The following is a 17,850-nucleotide window of genomic DNA, read 5'->3' as shown; positions in this document are numbered from 1 at the left end:
GCGACCAGTCACAGCTAACTAGTTTGTCGTGATTAACTATGCAGCTACATTCGTGCTTTCAAAGATTTTATCAGCAGATGCTGCGACAAATCCGGTAAATAAGTTACCACTTGCTAACGGATAACGCTTGGCAAATTCATAGAAACATGACGGAATTTCTGCTTTTGTATCAGAAAATTCAACCGTTATTTTATCCGCCATGGTTGATGACTGCTCTAATTTTACTGCTTTATCACCTTTAATTTCTCCGCCGGTAGTATTTAGGGCAAAACCTGCGTCTTTTAAGGTGTTATTGACATCAGCCAAGTGCTCGAAATTCACTAAGTGGTTGACGCTGACGGTAAAGTGGTTGGCACGATAGCCCCATGCGGCAAGCCAAGCCGCATATTCGCTTTCTGCTAATAAGGTTTGATAATCGGCAAAACTGACCTGCCATTGTTGGCCAGAGTAAAGAAAACTTGGGTGGTTGATAGTTTCTTCATCCAGTTGAGCAACGAGCTTTTTGATAATCGCTTGTGTTTGTAGCGAAAACTCTTCAATTAATAACTCGCTGATAAATACCTTAGGTAAGGTGTCATCGCTGTGTTCAAAGTGTTTAGCGTACAGTTTTTTTGCCTCAAAGTGGTATTCGCCACACTCTTTATAACCGAGAGCAATTAAATGTTGGGCTAATTTATCAATATTGACTTTTTCAATATTAAAGGTGCGATAGGCAACATGATCATTAATGAGATCATTGCCTGATCCTAATAACTGGTGGATTTTGTCAGCAGACGGGGTTACTGCTAAATAGTTATTCCAAATGTTGTCAAAAAGTGACTTTACTTGTGTACTCATAGTTCATTCCTACTTACGACAATTAAATAAATTAATATATTAATTAAGTGAGCAATGGCGAGCTTAGATGTGGGTATTTATGAATTAACAACGAAGACTACCATTGCAAGCAATGGTTATATCTGATCGATACTTTTGAAAAAGCTGGGTCGAAACCCAGCTATAAGGGTGCGTAATACTTTTAACATACTATCGCGATTACTTAATGGTCAAACCTGGAGATAAGTTCTCCGGTAGGCTCATTTTATCTGCTTCAACTGATGCAACAGGGAAAGCACAATAATCGGCAGCATAATAAGCGCTAGCTCTGTGGTTTCCACTATCACCTATGCCTCCAAACGGCGCAGCACTGCTTGCACCTGTGATGGGTTTATTCCAGTTGACGATACCGGCACGAATACGTTTAAAGAAGTGTTGGTAATCTTGCTCATTGTCGGCTAATAGCCCTGCGGATAAACCAAAGGAGGTATTGTTTCCTTCATCAATGGCTTGATCAAAGTCTTGATAACGATAGACTTTTAATAATGGGCCGAAATGCTCTTCGTCAGGCATTTCTTTGATATTGGTCACATCAATAATACCTGGTGATACAAACCCCGTTCCAGCTTCTTTATGCTCAAGCGCAACTAAAGATTGACCGCCAAGCTCAAGTAATTGTTGTTGAGCGGCGACTAACCCAAGTGCCGCTTTCTCTGAAATCATTGAACCGATAAATGGTTGCTCTTGATCGTCATAATAACCGATTTTAATGGCCTTGGTGGAAGCGATCAGTTTTTCGATAATGGCATCACCTTGTTCACCTTGTTCGATGAATAAGCGTCGAGCACAGGTACAACGTTGGCCTGTAGTGATAAAGGCTGATTGAATAATGTCATGAACGGTAGCATCAAGATCGCTAACGCCTTTAACGATTAACGGGTTATTACCACCCATTTCAAGCGCTAAAATTTTTCCAGGCTGGCCACCAAATTGTTCATGTAAAAATTTACCTGTCGTTGAGCTACCAGTAAAAAATAACCCGTCAATTTGAGGATGGTTAGCAAGTGCTTTACCTGTGTCGACTTCACCTTGCACCATGTTGATAACCCCATCAGGTAAGCCTGCTTGTTGCCATAGTTTTAACGTCGCCTCTGCTACCATAGGTGTTAATTCACTTGGTTTAAACACAAGGGTATTACCAGCGATGAGCGCAGGAACAATATGACCATTAGGCAAATGTCCTGGGAAATTATAAGGACCAAATACCGCGACAACGCCGTGAGGTTTATGACGAATAAAGGCTTTAGCACCAGGCATTGGATTTTCAACGGTACCGGTTCTTTCATGATACGCTTTAATTGAAATAGCAATTTTTCCGACCATAGCACCAACTTCGGTGCGCGTTTCCCATAAAGGCTTGCCAGTTTCTAACGCAATCGTTATTGCTAATGACTCTTTATTGTCAGTTAATAATTGAGCAAAACGCTCAGTTAAGGCAATACGTTGTTCAAGCGGAGTATTTGACCATGATTCAAAGGCTTTTCGAGCACTTAATACTGCGGCGTCAACTTGCTCTGCGGTGGCACTTTTACCTTGCCAAATCACTTCATTTTTCGCAGGGTTTAATGAGCTGATTTCATTTCCAAGACCAGCTTGCCATTCATTGTTAATCAATTGAATAGAATGCGTCATTTTAATTTCCTCTTACCCTAAGTGAATGTTACTTTCTTGGTAGCATTCAACTTGTATGGTTAATTAGTTGCGGACCAATCTGATCCAGTCACCATCGTTGACATCTAATGCTTGTGCCGCCTCTTGGCTGATCACTGCTTGATTCGCTGTTTCGCGTAGCTGTAACGTGGTTTGAATTGCTCTAAAATTGGCAACTTGGGTATTGCAAACAATGTATTTTTCATCTGTGGATACACTGCCAATTAATACCTGACACTTATGGCTTTCTTTGATGGTTCTAATGGCTTGCGTTTGTGCTTCAACGGTTGGCCCTGCATCGAAAATATCGACATAGCCACGACGACAAAACCCTTCTGCTTCTAATAATCTAAGTGCAGGCACAGTTTTTTCGTGTACCTTGTTGATTACTTGTTGGGCTTCTTTGCTGAGTAAATTGACATAAATAGGGTACTTAGGCATTAATTCTGCAATAAATACCTTTTTACCGATGCCCGATAAATAGTCAACGGTGGGGAAGTCCATCGAGAAGAAATGGGCTTCTAGCCAGCTCCAAAATGGCGAACGGCCATCATTGTCAGAAACACCACGCATTTCGGCAATAACGGTATTAGCAAATCGCTCTAAATGCTCTGCTATAAACAAAAAGCGCATGCGCGATAATAAACGACCATTATTATTTTTGCGATGGCTTTCACTTAAAAATAAGGTGCAAATTTCTGTTGTCCCAGTGTAGTCATTACACAAAGACAAGGTTTCAACCGTATTGTAGATATTTAATTCTCTCGAATTATGTACTACTTTGCCTAAATGATAGTGATAAAAAGCATCATCTAAACCAACAGCAGCTTCAATACCACTGGTACCAACAACTTTACCTGTGGTGGTATCTTCCATCACAAATAAATAACCTTCATCGCCAGGTTGGGTGACATCTTTATTGAATGACACCTCTGCTCGATTGATGCGTTGTTGTAGTAATTCTTCATTGACAGGGAGCGATGTAAAACCGTGTCCTGATTCAATAGCAATGCGATGTAATGCATCGTAATCACTTTGCTGAATAGGGCGTATAATAACCATAATGTTTTCTCAATGATGAGGTGATAATTAAGCGGGTAAGGCTTAATTATCACTCAAAAAAATTTAAGCGTTTACGATGGCTGCTACGGCTTTTTCGAAACGAGCCAGTCCTTCAGCAATATCTTCGTTAGGGATCACAAGAGAAGGAGCAAAACGAATAATACTGGCACCTGCAACTAAGGTCATGACACCTTCAGTCATTGCGGCATTTAAGAAGTCCTTTGCACGACCTTGATATGCGTCAGTTAACACTGCACCAATTAATAAACCTTTACCACGGATTTCAGAAAATACATGATATTTTTCATTAATCGCATTGAGGCCGTTAACGTATAATTTTGCTTTTTCGTTAACATTGGCTAGCAGCTCTGCATTATTGACGGTATCAAAGGCTGCTTCGGCTACCGCACAAGCTAATGGGTTACCACCGTATGTGCTACCATGAGTACCAATTTTTAAATGCTTAGCAATCTCGGTTGTTGTTAGCATTGCCCCAATAGGGAAACCACCGCCTAGGGCTTTTGCTGTTGTTAAAATATCTGGTGTTACCCCTAAATCCATGTAGGCATATAAGGCACCTAAACGACCAACACCTGTTTGTACTTCATCAAATACTAATAATGCATTGTGTTGATCACATAACTCGCGTACACCTTTTACAAATTCTGGTGTTGGCGAAACGATACCACCTTCACCTTGTAACGGTTCCATCACAATGGCACAGGTTTTATCTGAAATAAGCGCTTTAACGCTTTCTAAGTTGTTGTATTCAGCATGTACAACATCGCCAGGTTTAGGTCCGAAGCCGTCTGAATAAGCCGCTTGACCACCAACAGTGACGGTAAAGAAAGTACGACCATGGAAACCTTGCTTAAAAGCGATAATTTGTGTTTTATCTTCACCGTGTACATCAAGTGCCCAACGGCGTGCAAGTTTTAATGCTGCTTCGTTCGATTCAGCACCAGAGTTAGCAAAATAGACTTTTTCAGCAAATGTATTGTCCGTTAATTTTTTTGCTAAACGTAGTGCTGGTTCGTTGGTCATTACGTTTGATAAGTGCCAAATTTTTTCTGATTGTTCTTTTAAAGCGCCAACTAATGCTGGGTGACAATGACCTAAGCAATTTACTGCAATGCCGCCAGCAAAGTCGATATATTCGCGATCTTCTTGGTCCCAAACGCGTGAACCTTGTCCTCGAACAGGGATCACTGCTGAAGGTGAATAGTTAGGTACCATGACTTCGTCAAATAATGCACGGTTTACTGATGGTTGGTTGCTCATTGTCTGCTCCTCTAAATTGGGAAATTTTTTCTTAATGGATAGCGAGAATATGCTTAATAGACTAGCCCTGCTTATCAATTAATCAATATTTCATAAGACTTTTCTTTACGTTGAGGTAAAAAGCCGTTGTATTGTCATTCAATAATTGTCGATATTATGACAGAAAAAAACAGGTCTGTCTTGTTTATGACGGGCTAAAACCCTTGTAAAATAAGGGTTTGCAGAGTTTTATTCAGTTATATTGCATAACTATAATTTCTATCAGAATTGCTTGGAATTAGTTAAACATAGGGGGGATTAGTAGATAAAATCGAAAAAGGATGTCATTTGTCTTTTCATAAATAATCATAAAATTTTTTGAAAAAACTATTGAAAATTGAGCTTAATATGATCGATATCTTTTGTTTTTAACATTTTAAGCTCTGCAACCGATAGCTTAACCAGTTTAAAAAGCTGTTTGCTTTCCTGATCAGAGATAAGTTTTTCTTTGTACAAATTGCGCTGCATCACATACGCTTTTGCTTTTAGCACTAATTGCGCGATATCAGACATTTTATCGATATCAGTGACATAAGCGAGGTCAAAAAGTGCTTCAGTAATTGCCAATCGATCAAAACGCATCAGTTCGACCACGTCAGCAGCAATTTTACTGCTATGTAGGACTAATTGTTCATGCAGTAATTCAGGTGACATTTTAATCGAGCTTAACGCGTCATGTAGGCGCTTATCTTTGTCATCATAAGCTTGCTTTAATGCTTGTTTATGCATGTCATTAAAGGTTTGGAAAAAGCAACGCGTGACGGCCAACACTCCAATATTGCTTAACATGCCTGCTGTAAAGGCTTGAAACGTATCAATTTCATTTTTTTGTGCCAGAGCTTGAGTAGCAAGCGCTATGGCAACGGAGTCATTCCATATTCGACGTTTCATGATTGAAACAGGGCTGGTACTGACAGGAAGCCAGTGCTTTAACATAAAGGTTGGCATAACTAATTTAAGGTTCTCTAAACCAATATAGCTTAATGCTAAGTTTGGATCGCTTACCTGTACATCGGCACGCTTACGATATTGAGGTTTATTGACTAAACTGACCAATTCATCAGCGAGCCAAGGTAATGACTTTACCAGTGGGGCAACGCGACTAATTGAAGCCGCTTTTACGGCTAAAATTTCCATTATCGCAGGTGCTGCATCTTCAATATGTAATATACTGGCGTATAGGTTTTCCTTATCATCAAACTCATTATTCACTGTCGCCATCACTTTTGTATAAAACTTTGACATGGTTTGTGATTTAAAATGAGCTAAGCCGTATTCTTTGACGATGCGTTCATGTTTTGCTTGCTCTTCTACGGCTAATAATTCTCGGCGACGATTTTCTTGTTCACTATTTTGTTTGGCAATAGATGAATGCGACTCAATGGTTGGATCAGCATAATCTTTACCGAAAGACAGGTTAACGGCGCGGTGATAGATAGGAGCAATATGGTCGTTTTCGTCAAATATTTGCATATGAGTTTATAGGTACTTATCAGTAAATTATAAAGACAACGTATGTTAGCCTACAAGGTGTTGGTCATTAATACTATTAGCATATTGTTTGATAAAATTCTCAAGCAAGATCAAACCTTGTTCTGTTAATACTGACTCAGGATGAAATTGAACGCTAGTGATTGGCAAAGATTTATGCCTGATCGCCATTATTTCTTTCATTTGTCCATGCTGATCTGTTGTCCAAGCAGTGATCTCTAGTGGTGCTGGCATACTGTTTATATCTATCAGTAATGAATGATAGCGTGTCACGTTTAATGGATTATTCAAGCTTTGAAAAATATCTGTATTACTGTGAGTGATCAGACTGGTTTTTCCATGCATGACGACAGGTGCTTTTATCACTTTTGCACCAAAATGCTGTGCAATACATTGATGTCCCAAACATACCCCTAAAATAGGCACTTTACCAGCAAAGGCTTCTATCACTTTTAATGAAATACCGGCTTGATTCGGTTCACAAGGCCCTGGGGAAATCACAATATACTGTGGCGTGAGTGCCGCTATTTGCTCTATGGTAATTTGATCATTACGATAAACTTGTACTTCTTGTCCTAAGTCACGAAAGTAGTGAACTAGGTTATAAGTGAAAGAGTCGTAATTGTCGATCATTAATAACACGAGCGGCGCCTTGAATTAGCTACTTGATAAAACGTCGCTATTCTATAGCCTGTACAGAGACAATTCACGCTTTATTTTAATTTACCGCTTCGTTTTACTTAGAGGATATGGATAAAAAAGGCCAACAGATATGCTGGCCTTTTCTTCATCAAAAAGCGACTAATTAGAATTTAGCTGCAAGTTGGATCCATAGCTTGCTAGTATCTGTGCCTAAGTCGTCAGCACTGTAGTCAGCATATTTTACTAATAACTTGTATTTGTTAGCAATTGTGTAAGATGCTGCAATATCTAACTCTGTACCGTAATCAATGCTGCCTTCATCTGAAGTTAAATCATGGAAGGTTGCAGATAAGCCAATACCTGAAAGTTTAGTTTTCACTGTCACATAGGTATCTTCAACACCATTTTTCAAACCAGCACTGCTACCTGTTCCTAAGAATGAATCTGCAAAACCTTGGAATTTGTGTAAGGTAGCAAATGGAGTGCTAAATGCTGCTTTGCCATCATCGCTACCTAATACTTCATAACCACCTAACACAGTGAAGTTTTCAAGTTTGGCACCGATTTCAGCATTAAGGTAACTTGCATCATAGCTGACAGGGTTATCGCCATTATCGCTTTGAGTCGCAACACTGGCATTAACAAAAATAGCATCGAATTTACCGTTATAAAGTGCGCCATATGTGCTGCTTGACATTGCGTGCGCTTTATCAAAATCTAATAGGTAAGCAAAAGCACCAACTTTATGTGATTTGTTTACTTTGTAGTTTGCTGTTGCTAAATGGAAATCACCCGATAAGTTATCGGCTTTTTTACTGTCAGCAGCAAAAATACGGTTAGCATTGTAGATATAGCTGTAATCTAAAGTTAAGCTATCTGATGCTTTATATTGGAAGCGATAACCATCATAGGTTTGCTCATTTTGTCTCCAGCCAACACCGCCTACAAAACGTTGATTGTTATGTAAAACACGTTGACGTCCAGCAGTAGCGGTGAATTTACCTGTTTTATATTGTAAGAACGCTTGGTTAACATCGGTAATTTCTGGGTCGGCAACTACGGCATCTGAGCCCGAATAATCTAATGTTAGGTCATTGTAATCATCAACAAGTGCGGTGACATTATCAACTTCAACTCCTAAAGATAGGCCGTTATATGCGCCGGTTTTTACCGTGAGGCGGCTTTTTAATGTCAGTGCTGTAGCGTCCTTATCTGATGCACCATTTGCACCATCTTGGTCAACACCTTCATAGCGAGCACGAAAGCTGACGTTCACTTTACTGTCGGCTAAGGCTTCAGAGAATGAGGCGTTATTATTACCAGCAGCCGCTGAATTAAAAGCGACAGACGCTAAAATGGCGGAACTGATGAGAGAGAGAGAAAGCGTTTTCGTATTAGTCTTCATGTTTATATCCTACCGTGTGAGAGGTTTATAGTTAGTTTCTATCTTTGTATTAACAAGAATAATGCCTAACTAACACACGGGGTAACTTGATAACGATCAAGCCACTATAAAAAGTATGGATATTTGCGATATTTATTGATGTGCATCAAAGAAATTAAGTCGTTAATTTTCTTTGATATTCTTCTATTAGAAAAACTAATGTCTAGGCCATATAAATTTTTATAACTAACACTGCGTTAGTGGTTAAAGTGATTATGTTATTGGTAACAATAGTGGGATTATTTCCTAAATAATTGTTAGCGTATTCACATTATGGGAATTTGTGTAAAAATGCGCTGAGTTGGGCTTGTGCTTGCCCAATGGTAATGGGTAGAAAACTTACTTTATTGCCGGGTCTTTTTTGACTTAAACGAAACAGATCTGTTTGAATGACTGTACCTAATACGGGATAGCCCCCGATAGTTTGTCTATCTTTCATTAAGACTATCGGTTGTCCATCACTGGGGCATTGTATTGTGCCAAAGCACACTGGCTTGGATAAGCCTGCCGCACTAGGATCAATGGTTAAGGCATTCCCTTGAAGTCGGTAACCCATTCGATTTGCTTGTGCAGAAATTTGATAGTATTGCTCAGTAAATTGCTCTTGCTTGGCTGTGGGTAGATCATGCCACAGTTGGCTAGGTATAAATCTAAGCACTAAATCACCTTCTTGATGGAAGTTTGGATTCAGTCGATGCGGTTTTATCTTGTTGTCAAATGTGTCAGTGGCTTGTTCTTGCGACGACAGAGCCAGCCTAGTACCTTGTTTTATAGCAGGTTCAGTGAAGGCTAAGTTAAACTCGTTAGTTGCCTGACTGAGACTGTTGAGAAACTTTTTGCCCTCAAAACCATTTTTTACCGCTAAGTACGTCAATAGTTGGCTGCGCGGCATGTGTAGCTGTAAACTATCGCCTTGAGCTAAGTGATAACTGCGGTTATTAGTTATTTTTTGACCTTGATCTGCATTTGCTCCTTGTTTAATGATTTGAGCGTGACAGTCTGCACCTGTTAACACAAATTGACATGAGCTGTTTGCGGTGAGGTGAACTTGCCCTAAGACAATTTCAAGTGCTGGCGAATTCGGAGAGTTTTGTAATAAATGATTTGCCAATAAGAAACTAAACTCATCTGCGGCACCACTGCCGCTAAAACCTAAATGTTGAGCATGATCTCTGCCTAAATCTTGCAACGTTGCCATGCCATTAATTTTGGTCACTTCTAAATGTTTCACGTTATTTTCTCTTGGTTAGATTAACTTGTCGGGAATACACCACCGAGTTCGATAAACTGGCGTTTATCAATCGGTACAAATTTTACCGTATCGCCGACAGCAATCGTCGGTATAAATTGTTGTTCAATTACTTGATACATGGCTAATGGGGTTTGCCCGATAATGTGCCACCCCCCTGGACTACTATTAGGATAAACAGCCGTTTGCTGCTCTGCTATTGCGACAGCACCTTTAGGGATCGATAAACGAGGTGTTGCTTTTCTCGCTACCGATAACTGCTTTGGTAAACTGCCTAAATAGCAAAAGCCAGGGGTAAACCCTAAGGCAAAAGCATGGTAAACACGTGTACTATGCTGCTTGATAATGGTTGCTCTGTCTAATTGCGTGTGTTTGACAACATCATCCATATCTAGAGCAACTTCATCACCATAGTAAACGGGGATTTCAACACTATTGCTTTGGCTGTGTTGTCGCTCTGTATGCTTGACAATTTCTTGCCAAATATCACTCAGTTTATGCTCCAATGACGGGAGGGTAATTTTATCAAAATGATAATAAATTTGCAGGGTGTTATAACTGACAATGGTTTCTATCAGATAGGCACTTAGTGACTTGTTGATCTGTTGAGCCATCGCCGTAATTTGTTGATGTTGAATCGGGCATATTTGCTCTAGCCAACTGATAAGCAAGGCATTTTCACTTACGGGGTAAATCGTCATAGTCGGATCACTTCTGCTCATTGAACCATTCTCTAATTGTTTTTACTAAGGTAATGGCACTGAGATTGTCACCGTGCACACATATTGAATCTGCCTTAATAGTAATGACTTGTTGATTAATTGACATGATGGTTTGTTGATTAACTAAGCACTTAATTTGTTCAAGTACTTGCTGTGGTTCTGATAATACCGCCCCTTCGATGCTACGTGGCGTTAACAGGCCATTATCTTGGTAGGCTCTGTCAGCAAAAGCTTCAAGCCATAGGCTAACACCATACTGTTGGGCAATTTTTGTGTGCTCTGGGTTATCAGGATGTGCTTGTATCATTAATGGTAAGTTGTTATCCAATAAAGCAATAGCATGGCAAATAGTATGAAAAATTTGTTGATTGGCCATCATATCGTTATACAAAGCACCGTGTGGTTTTACATAGGCTAAACAGGTGTTTTGTGCCTGACACATGGCCTTTAACGCGCCAATTTGATAGTGCAATATGGCAATAAGTTCTTGCTCTGGAAGCTGCATTGAGGTTCGGCCAAAATTTGCTCTATCAGGATAGCTGGGGTGAGCACCAATCGTTACTTGGTGCTGCTTGGCAAGGGCAATTGTTTGGTAAATAGTGAAAGGATCCGAAGCATGAAAACCGCAAGCAATATTGGCTTGATCAATATAAGGCATTATTAGCGCATCATTATTTTGCTCACCAGTGAGTTCGCCGAGATCGCAATTGAGTTTTATCATTGTCTTTTATTATCCTTTACTTACTACAATATCAGATTGAGGAATACTACTACAGGCCAGTATATAACCTTGTGCTTTTTCGTCATCGGTTAAACCATCCGTGGCTAATTGTTTCACCTTACCACTTTCAAGTTTAAGCTTACAACGGCCACACATACCTCCTCGGCATGAGTAAGGTAACACAAGTCCGGCAGACTCGCCCTGATCCAGTATTGGCTCTTTGCTGTTGCCTTGGTGGTATTTATCCCAAGAATCAAACAGGATATTCACTTTCTTTGGAACTTCAAACTCGGGCTTTTTCTCAACGTTATTGTCTTCGCTTGATGCCTTGCTAAGAAATACTGGCTTATCTTGCGTCGCTAATATTTCAATGTCATCACCTTGTTTTATCTGCCCTTGATTAAGGGCGATGAGGTTTTGACCAAACATGACATCGCCACTTGCTACTTGGCGATACTGTTTCAAGGTGGCCAATGGCTGTTGGGCTTGATGTGGTTTAGCGCTATGTGGATCAACCGTGGTAAACACACAACGACTACAAGGCTTGACCACTTCAAAAGTGACTTCACCAATACGAATTTTTTTCCAACCATCTTCGGCAAAGGGCTCTGTGTTGGCAACAACGATGTTAGGGCGAAATTGCGCCATAGTGACAGCATCTTGGCCTAAACGCTGATTTAAATCATCTAAAGATGCTTGAGAGATAAGTAACAGCGGGTAGCCATCGGCAAAGCCGAGTTGCTTATCACTATGTTTAACACGTCTTGTTGACTGTTTGCCAAAGTAATGTAACTGGCAGCTTCGCCCTAAATACTCACTGAACCAAGCGTCATAATCGTGATGACAATGTTGGCTCGCTATCTGATCATTCCAAACCGTTACCTCGGAATAATATTGGGAAAACTCACCATAATTGATCTCTAAAATTGGCATGTTGGGAGCGGTGAGGATCAAGCCTGTTGGCGTTAAATTAGCTTGTACTAAGCATAAACTTGGCTCTGTGCGTGCCGTAATAAACTGTCCGCTCGTGTCTGTAACCACAAAACGGCGATCAAAGCTGAAACCATATGAGTCTACCCAAGCATTTGATAGTGCAATGCCGGCACTCGATTTGATCGGGTAAATGTGTAGTGAAGAGCTAATAGGAGATGTCATTAAATATCCTTTTATTTCATGAATGGTATCATTTGCTTAGTTGATAAATTAACTTGCTAATATCATGACATTTTGGCTGATGTTAAGGTATATTGTCAGCAATTTTTTCTTCATTATTTAATTTTATGCATATTCATATTTTAGGTATTTGTGGCACCTTTATGGGAGGGATTGCTGCAATTGCTAAACAGTTAGGGCATCGTGTTTCAGGGTGTGATGCGAATGTTTACCCGCCAATGAGTACCCAGCTTGAACAATTGGGCATTGAATTAAAACAAGGCTATATAGCGGAACATTTGGCTGATGAGCCCGATCTGGTGATTATTGGCAATGCCATGTCGCGCGGTAATCCCGTTGTTGAGCATGTCTTGGCTCGCAATATTAATTATACTTCTGGTCCCCAGTGGTTATTAGACAATGTGCTAAAAGATCGCTGGGTACTGGCGATTTCAGGCACTCATGGTAAAACAACTACCAGTTCAATGCTTGCTTGGATTTTAGAATATGCACAAATGAAACCGGGGTTTTTAATCGGGGGCGTCCCACAAAATTTTGATTGTTCTGCCCGTTTAGGAGCTGCACCATTTTTTGTTATTGAAGCGGATGAATACGATACCGCGTTTTTTGATAAGCGTTCTAAGTTTGTCCACTATCGCCCGAATACCTTAGTGATTAATAACTTAGAATTTGATCATGCAGATATTTTTAATGATATCAGTGACATTCAACGCCAGTTCCATCATTTAGTGCGCATGGTACCAAGCAATGGTTTAATCATTCACCCGCAATGCGAGCACCTTATCACGGATACCTTAAATCAAGGATGCTGGACGCCAGTTGAAGTAAGCGTTGTTGAGGAAAATCGTCAGCAAGGCTGGCATGCAGAGAAAATAGTCGCAGATGGTAGTGAGTTTATTGTGCGGTTTAAAGGCGAAGTACAAGGGAGGGTCAACTGGTCGTTAATCGGTGATTTTAATATCGATAATGGCTTAATGGCGATAGCCGCTGCTCGTCATGCTGGAGTGCCAACTAAAGTGGCTATCGATGCGTTAGCGGAGTTTGTCAACACCAAACGACGACTCGAATTTAAAGGCGAAGTAAATGCTATCCGTGTATTTGATGATTTTGCTCATCATCCCACCGCGATAGCTAAAACGTTATCGGGCGTGAGAGCCAATGTTGGTCAAGACAAGCGAGTCATCGCTGTGCTTGAACCAAGGTCTAATACCATGAAGTCAGGTGTGCATAAAGACACCTTAGCTGCGTCATTACAACAAGCTGATTTAGTTTTCATTTATCAAGGTGAGCAAGTGATGTGGTCGGTTGATGCCTTGATGAATGAGTGTCATCAACCTTGTGTCGTTAGTGAAAACTTTAATGACTTTGTTGAGGCAATTATTAATGCAGCCCAAAGAGAAGATACAATTGTAGTGATGAGTAATGGCGGCTTTGGTGGCATTCATGATAAATTACTCTCAGGTTTAGCGAATAAACCGTGATGTTGATTCAACTTGTTATTAAGTTAAGGTGTGTTTATGAGTGTGTTTAAAGAAACGATTACTGTTGCCATTACGGGGGCATCGGGCTCTTTATATGCACTGAGGTTAATTGAATGCCTAATAGCGGCGAATAGGCAAGTGTATGTGTTATGTTCAAGTGCTGCGCGGGTAGTTTTAGATACCGAAGTTGGCTTGAAATTGCCGAGCGCGCCAGAAAAAATGTCTGAGTTTTTAAGTGAAAAATTTTCTGCTCAGCCAGAGCAAATCAAAGCTTTTGGTAAAGAGCAGTGGTTTTCGCCTGTGGCCTCAGGTTCAGCTGCGCCGAAAAAGATGGTTGTCTGTCCATGCTCTACCGGTACCTTAGCGGCGATTAGCCAAGGCATGAGTGATAATTTAATTGAACGTGCTGCCGACGTGGTGATAAAAGAGCGGGGGCAACTTATCCTTGTGCCAAGGGAAACGCCTTTTTCCTCCATACATCTGCAAAATATGCTGTCACTTTCGCAACTTGGAGCCACTATCTTACCTGCTGCGCCTGGGTTTTATCATAATCCACAATCAATCAATGACTTAGTTGACTTTATTGTTGGTCGTTTACTTGATCATTTAGCCATAGAGCAAGAAATTATGCCACGCTGGGGTTATGCTAGCGATCCTAAGTAGATACTTGTTTGTTAACGCATATTTTTGTATTTCGTCGAAATAGCCTTTTATCTTCCTTAAAACTGTGCTGATATGACAGCCGTTTACGTTGTATATAGTTAAAATTAAGCAACACGGTTAAGGAATGATATGCCACATTTTAAAACAAAAATAAAAACACTGTCGCTAAGTGTCTTATTGACACTTAGCGGCATTTCTACAGCGACAATCGCGGCTGACAAAGCGGATAAAGAAGAAGCTAAATGGTCAGTTAATGCCCCTCAAGGTGAGTTTAAAGACGTCAGTATTGATGTGACTCAGGGCACTTGGATGAACATTGATGTTAGCCCAGATGGTGAAACCATTGTCTTTGATTTATTGGGGGATATCTACACGTTGCCGATCTCTGGTGGCGAAGCAACAGCCCTGATGACCGATATTGCCTGGCAGATGCAACCACGTTTTAGCCCCGATGGTCAGTACATTGCGTTTACTTCTGATGAAGATGGCGGCGATAATTTATGGATCATGAAAGCCGATGGGAGTGAAGGTAAAGCGGTCACCAAAGAAACTTTTCGTTTACTCAATAGCCCAACATGGTCACCCGATGGTAATTATTTAATTGGGCGCAAGCACTTTACGGGCTCGCGTTCGTTAGGAGCGGGTGAAGTATGGATGTATCACAAAACAGGTGGTAATGGGGTACAGCTGGTTAAGCGACCGAATCAACAGAAAGATTTAGGTGAACCGGCATTTTCACCTGACGGCAAATATGTTTACTTTTCGCAAGATGCTACGCCAGGCAAAACGTTTCATTACAGCAAAGATTCTGAAAAAGGCATTTATAAAATTAAGCGTTTAGAATTAGCAACCGGCGAAATCGAGATGATCATCTCGGGTAAAGGTGGCGCAATTCGCCCAGTACCTTCGCCAGATGGTAAGTACTTAGCCTTTATTAGTCGTGATGACTTTCAATCTAACTTGTATTTATATGATTTAACTAGTGGTGAGCAGCGCTTGATCTATCAAGGATTAGATCGTGATATGCAAGAAACTTGGGCGATCCATGGGGTATACCCAACCATGGCTTGGCTACCAAATAATAAGGAAATGGTGTTTTGGTCAGCAGGGCAGATTCATAAACTGAATGTTGGGTCTGGACAGTCTTCAGTGATCCCATTTAATGTCAAAACCACGAAAAAAATTCAAACGGCATTGCGCTATCAACAGGAAATACCTCAGGACAGCTTTGATACTAAAATGCTACGTGACATTGAAGTATCACCAAATGGTAAAAAGGTGGTATTTGAATCGCAAGGGCATATTTATATTCAATCTTTTGCCAACGGCAAAACGAAAGGTAAGCCAAAACGCTTGACGAAACAAACATCTCACTTTGAGTTAAATCCGAGTTTTTCGCGTGATGGTCGAAAAGTGGTTTATGCCACTTGGGATGATCAAAACCTTGGTAGTTTGCGTGTTGTTTCAACACGCGGTGGTAAAGGTAAAGTGATCACTCAAGAGCCGGGTAAGTATGTTGAACCAAGCTTTTCTCCTGATGGAAATAAGGTGGTTTATCGTAAGATACAGGGGGGTTCTATTTTAGATACTCGTTGGGGACTTCACACTGGAGTGTATGTTACATCTGCAAAAGGCGGTAAAGCTAAGCTTGTTACTGAGTCAGGTGTAGAACCTCATTTTGGCGCGTCAAATGAGCATATTTATTTAGTGCGTGGCGGTGACAAAACGCAGTTAGTACAAGTTAATTTAGCCGATAAGAAAGAACAAACTTTATATCAAGGTAAGTTTGCCACTGAGTATAAAGTATCACCGAATGGCCAATATGTGGCTTTTGCTGAGCGATTTAAAGTGTTTGTTACACCACTAGTTGAGCGTGGTAGCGTGATTGACACTGGCCCTAACGCTAAAAATATGCCCGTTAAGCAATTATCGGTACGTGCCGGAGAGGGCATTAATTGGAATGGTGATTCAAACGAACTTTATTGGAGCTTAGGACCTGATTTATACCAAGCATCAGTACAGCATTTGTTTGACATAACCAATGAAAAGCCTGAAGAAGTGAAGCCCGTAATCACTCATTTAAGTTACAAGCAAAAGATCGATAAACCATCAGGAAAAGTGGCCTTGGTTGGTGCTAAAGTCATCACCATGGAAGGGGAGCAAATTTTCGTTAACGGTACCGTATTAGTTGATGGCAATAAAATCGTTGCGGTAGGCAATGTTGATGACGTTAAAGTGCCAAGTGATGCGAAAATTATTGATGTTTCAGGAAAAACTATTGTACCTGGCTTAATTGATGCTCATGCCCATGGCGCACAAGGAAGTAATGAAATTATTCCTCAGCAAAATTGGAAAAACTATGCCGGCTTGTCATTAGGGGTGACTACGATTCATGATCCTTCAAATGATACCACTGAATTTTTTGCCGCAAGTGAGCTACAAAAAGCAGGTAAAATAGTGGCCCCGAGATTGTTTTCAACCGGTACTATTTTATACGGCGCAACAGTAGCAGGTTATACCTCGCATATTGACGATCTTGATGATGCAAAATTTCATATTGAGCGTTTGAAAAAAGCAGGAGCCTTCTCTGTAAAAAGTTATAACCAACCACGACGTAATCAACGCCAGCAAGTGATAAAGGCGGCGCGTGAAGCTAATATGATGGTAGTGCCTGAAGGTGGCTCATTGTTACAGCATAATTTGACTATGGTGATTGATGGTCATACTACGCTTGAACATTCTATTTCGACAGCGAAAGTGTATGATGATATTAAACAACTATGGCAACAATCATCAATGGCTTATACGCCAACGATGGGAGTGGCATACGGTGGTATTTCTGGTGAAAATTACTGGTACGATACCACGGATGTTTGGAAGCACCCAAGGTTAAGCCAATACGTGCCTAGTGAAATTTTAGATCCGCGTTCTATGCGTCGCACTAAAGCACCTCATCATCATTATAATCATCTCAATGTAGCTAAAGTGGCAACGGAATTGAGTAACTTAGGTGTATTAGTGAATGCTGGTGGACACGGACAACGTGAAGGTTTAGCTATGCATTGGGAAATGTGGATGATGGCGCAAGGCGGTATGACACCGTTACAGGCATTAGCGACAGCAACCATTAATCCGGCGAAAACATTTGGTCTTGATAGTCAGCTTGGCTCGATTAAAGAAGGCAAATTAGCAGATATGATCGTCATTGATGGTGACCTATCACAAAATATTCGTTTATCTGATAAGGTGGTATACACCATGATAAACGGTCGTTTATACAATGCAGAAACCATGAATGAAATCGGTAATTACGACAATAAGCGTAAGCCATTTTATTTTGAAAAATAACCACGATT

At 40.6% G+C, this 17,850-nt stretch carries 14 protein-coding genes; 3 read left to right on the top strand and 11 right to left on the bottom strand.

All coding sequences use genetic code 11. The features are described 5' to 3' along the window. Positions 1-36: 36 nt before the first annotated feature. The 11 genes from IV514_RS16735 to IV514_RS16685 all read right to left on the bottom strand — a co-directional run bounded on the left by IV514_RS16735 (position 37) and on the right by IV514_RS16685 (position 12,332). A complete protein-coding gene (locus IV514_RS16735; RefSeq protein ID WP_206486465.1) occupies positions 37-837 on the bottom strand; it encodes a DUF1338 domain-containing protein in 801 nt (266 codons plus the stop codon). Between the two features lie 198 nt (positions 838-1,035). Then, positions 1,036-2,508, bottom strand: coding sequence for a succinylglutamate-semialdehyde dehydrogenase (gene astD / locus IV514_RS16730; RefSeq protein ID WP_206486464.1), 1,473 nt, complete (start codon positions 2,506-2,508; stop codon positions 1,036-1,038). Positions 2,509-2,571: 63 nt separating this feature from the next. Further along, positions 2,572-3,588: an arginine N-succinyltransferase gene (astA, locus tag IV514_RS16725; RefSeq protein ID WP_206486463.1), complete on the bottom strand. Its 1,017-nt coding sequence runs from the start codon at positions 3,586-3,588 to the stop codon at positions 2,572-2,574. A 63-nt stretch (positions 3,589-3,651) separates the two neighbouring features. Further along, positions 3,652-4,869: an aspartate aminotransferase family protein gene (locus IV514_RS16720; RefSeq protein ID WP_206486462.1), complete on the bottom strand. Its 1,218-nt coding sequence runs from the start codon at positions 4,867-4,869 to the stop codon at positions 3,652-3,654. A gap of 366 nt (positions 4,870-5,235) precedes the next feature. Then, positions 5,236-6,381, bottom strand: a complete 1,146-nt coding sequence (locus tag IV514_RS16715) for an HDOD domain-containing protein (protein ID WP_206486461.1) — start codon at positions 6,379-6,381, stop codon at positions 5,236-5,238. Between the two features lie 45 nt (positions 6,382-6,426). Continuing rightward, a complete protein-coding gene (locus IV514_RS16710) occupies positions 6,427-7,041 on the bottom strand; it encodes an aminodeoxychorismate/anthranilate synthase component II (protein WP_206486460.1) in 615 nt (204 codons plus the stop codon). A 163-nt stretch (positions 7,042-7,204) separates the two neighbouring features. Continuing rightward, complete coding sequence (locus tag IV514_RS16705; RefSeq protein WP_206486459.1) at positions 7,205-8,446, bottom strand: alginate export family protein; 1,242 nt, start codon at positions 8,444-8,446, stop codon at positions 7,205-7,207. A 310-nt stretch (positions 8,447-8,756) separates the two neighbouring features. Continuing rightward, a complete protein-coding gene (locus IV514_RS16700) occupies positions 8,757-9,716 on the bottom strand; it encodes a biotin-dependent carboxyltransferase family protein (protein ID WP_206486458.1) in 960 nt (319 codons plus the stop codon). A 20-nt stretch (positions 9,717-9,736) separates the two neighbouring features. Then, positions 9,737-10,456 (bottom strand): 5-oxoprolinase subunit PxpB, encoded by a 720-nt coding sequence (gene pxpB, locus IV514_RS16695; RefSeq protein WP_206486457.1) that lies wholly within the window; start codon positions 10,454-10,456, stop codon positions 9,737-9,739. Then, positions 10,443-11,177 (bottom strand): 5-oxoprolinase subunit PxpA, encoded by a 735-nt coding sequence (locus tag IV514_RS16690; RefSeq protein ID WP_241242438.1) that lies wholly within the window; start codon positions 11,175-11,177, stop codon positions 10,443-10,445. Before IV514_RS16690 ends, pxpB begins: the two co-directional genes overlap by 14 nt. A gap of 9 nt (positions 11,178-11,186) precedes the next feature. Then, positions 11,187-12,332 (bottom strand): YcbX family protein, encoded by a 1,146-nt coding sequence (locus IV514_RS16685; RefSeq protein WP_206486456.1) that lies wholly within the window; start codon positions 12,330-12,332, stop codon positions 11,187-11,189. Between the two features lie 125 nt (positions 12,333-12,457). Between IV514_RS16685 and mpl the strand changes: the two genes are divergently transcribed. The 3 genes from mpl to IV514_RS16670 all read left to right on the top strand — a co-directional run bounded on the left by mpl (position 12,458) and on the right by IV514_RS16670 (position 17,842). Then, the gene (gene mpl, locus IV514_RS16680; RefSeq protein ID WP_206486523.1) at positions 12,458-13,831 is read left to right on the top strand and encodes a UDP-N-acetylmuramate:L-alanyl-gamma-D-glutamyl-meso-diaminopimelate ligase; all 1,374 of its coding nucleotides are present in this window, start codon (positions 12,458-12,460) and stop codon (positions 13,829-13,831) included. A gap of 36 nt (positions 13,832-13,867) precedes the next feature. Beyond that, complete coding sequence (locus tag IV514_RS16675; RefSeq protein ID WP_206486455.1) at positions 13,868-14,494, top strand: flavin prenyltransferase UbiX; 627 nt, start codon at positions 13,868-13,870, stop codon at positions 14,492-14,494. A gap of 129 nt (positions 14,495-14,623) precedes the next feature. Next, a complete protein-coding gene (locus IV514_RS16670) occupies positions 14,624-17,842 on the top strand; it encodes an amidohydrolase family protein (protein WP_206486454.1) in 3,219 nt (1,072 codons plus the stop codon). The last annotated feature ends 8 nt before the right edge of the window (positions 17,843-17,850 follow it).

Origin of the sequence: Thalassotalea sp. G2M2-11, from assembly GCF_017168195.1 — a bacterium.
Classification (GTDB): domain Bacteria; phylum Pseudomonadota; class Gammaproteobacteria; order Enterobacterales; family Alteromonadaceae; genus Thalassotalea_E.
The sequence above is the reverse complement of the archived record's forward strand: the minus strand, read 5'-3'. Positions and strand labels throughout refer to the sequence as shown.

What these genes read in the sequence shown, in the direction of transcription:
- IV514_RS16735 (WP_206486465.1), bottom strand. Translation starts at nt 837, where the DNA reads ATGAGTACACAAGTAAAGTCACTTTTTGACAACATTTGGAATAACTAT.
- astD (WP_206486464.1), bottom strand. Translation starts at nt 2,508, where the DNA reads ATGACGCATTCTATTCAATTGATTAACAATGAATGGCAAGCTGGTCTT.
- astA (WP_206486463.1), bottom strand. Translation starts at nt 3,588, where the DNA reads ATGGTTATTATACGCCCTATTCAGCAAAGTGATTACGATGCATTACAT.
- IV514_RS16720 (WP_206486462.1), bottom strand. Translation starts at nt 4,869, where the DNA reads ATGAGCAACCAACCATCAGTAAACCGTGCATTATTTGACGAAGTCATG.
- IV514_RS16715 (WP_206486461.1), bottom strand. Translation starts at nt 6,381, where the DNA reads ATGCAAATATTTGACGAAAACGACCATATTGCTCCTATCTATCACCGC.
- IV514_RS16705 (WP_206486459.1), bottom strand. Translation starts at nt 8,446, where the DNA reads ATGAAGACTAATACGAAAACGCTTTCTCTCTCTCTCATCAGTTCCGCC.
- pxpB (WP_206486457.1), bottom strand. Translation starts at nt 10,456, where the DNA reads ATGAGCAGAAGTGATCCGACTATGACGATTTACCCCGTAAGTGAAAAT.
- IV514_RS16690 (WP_241242438.1), bottom strand. Translation starts at nt 11,177, where the DNA reads ATGATAAAACTCAATTGCGATCTCGGCGAACTCACTGGTGAGCAAAAT.
- IV514_RS16685 (WP_206486456.1), bottom strand. Translation starts at nt 12,332, where the DNA reads ATGACATCTCCTATTAGCTCTTCACTACACATTTACCCGATCAAATCG.
- mpl (WP_206486523.1), top strand. Translation starts at nt 12,458, where the DNA reads ATGCATATTCATATTTTAGGTATTTGTGGCACCTTTATGGGAGGGATT.
- IV514_RS16675 (WP_206486455.1), top strand. Translation starts at nt 13,868, where the DNA reads ATGAGTGTGTTTAAAGAAACGATTACTGTTGCCATTACGGGGGCATCG.
- IV514_RS16670 (WP_206486454.1), top strand. Translation starts at nt 14,624, where the DNA reads ATGCCACATTTTAAAACAAAAATAAAAACACTGTCGCTAAGTGTCTTA.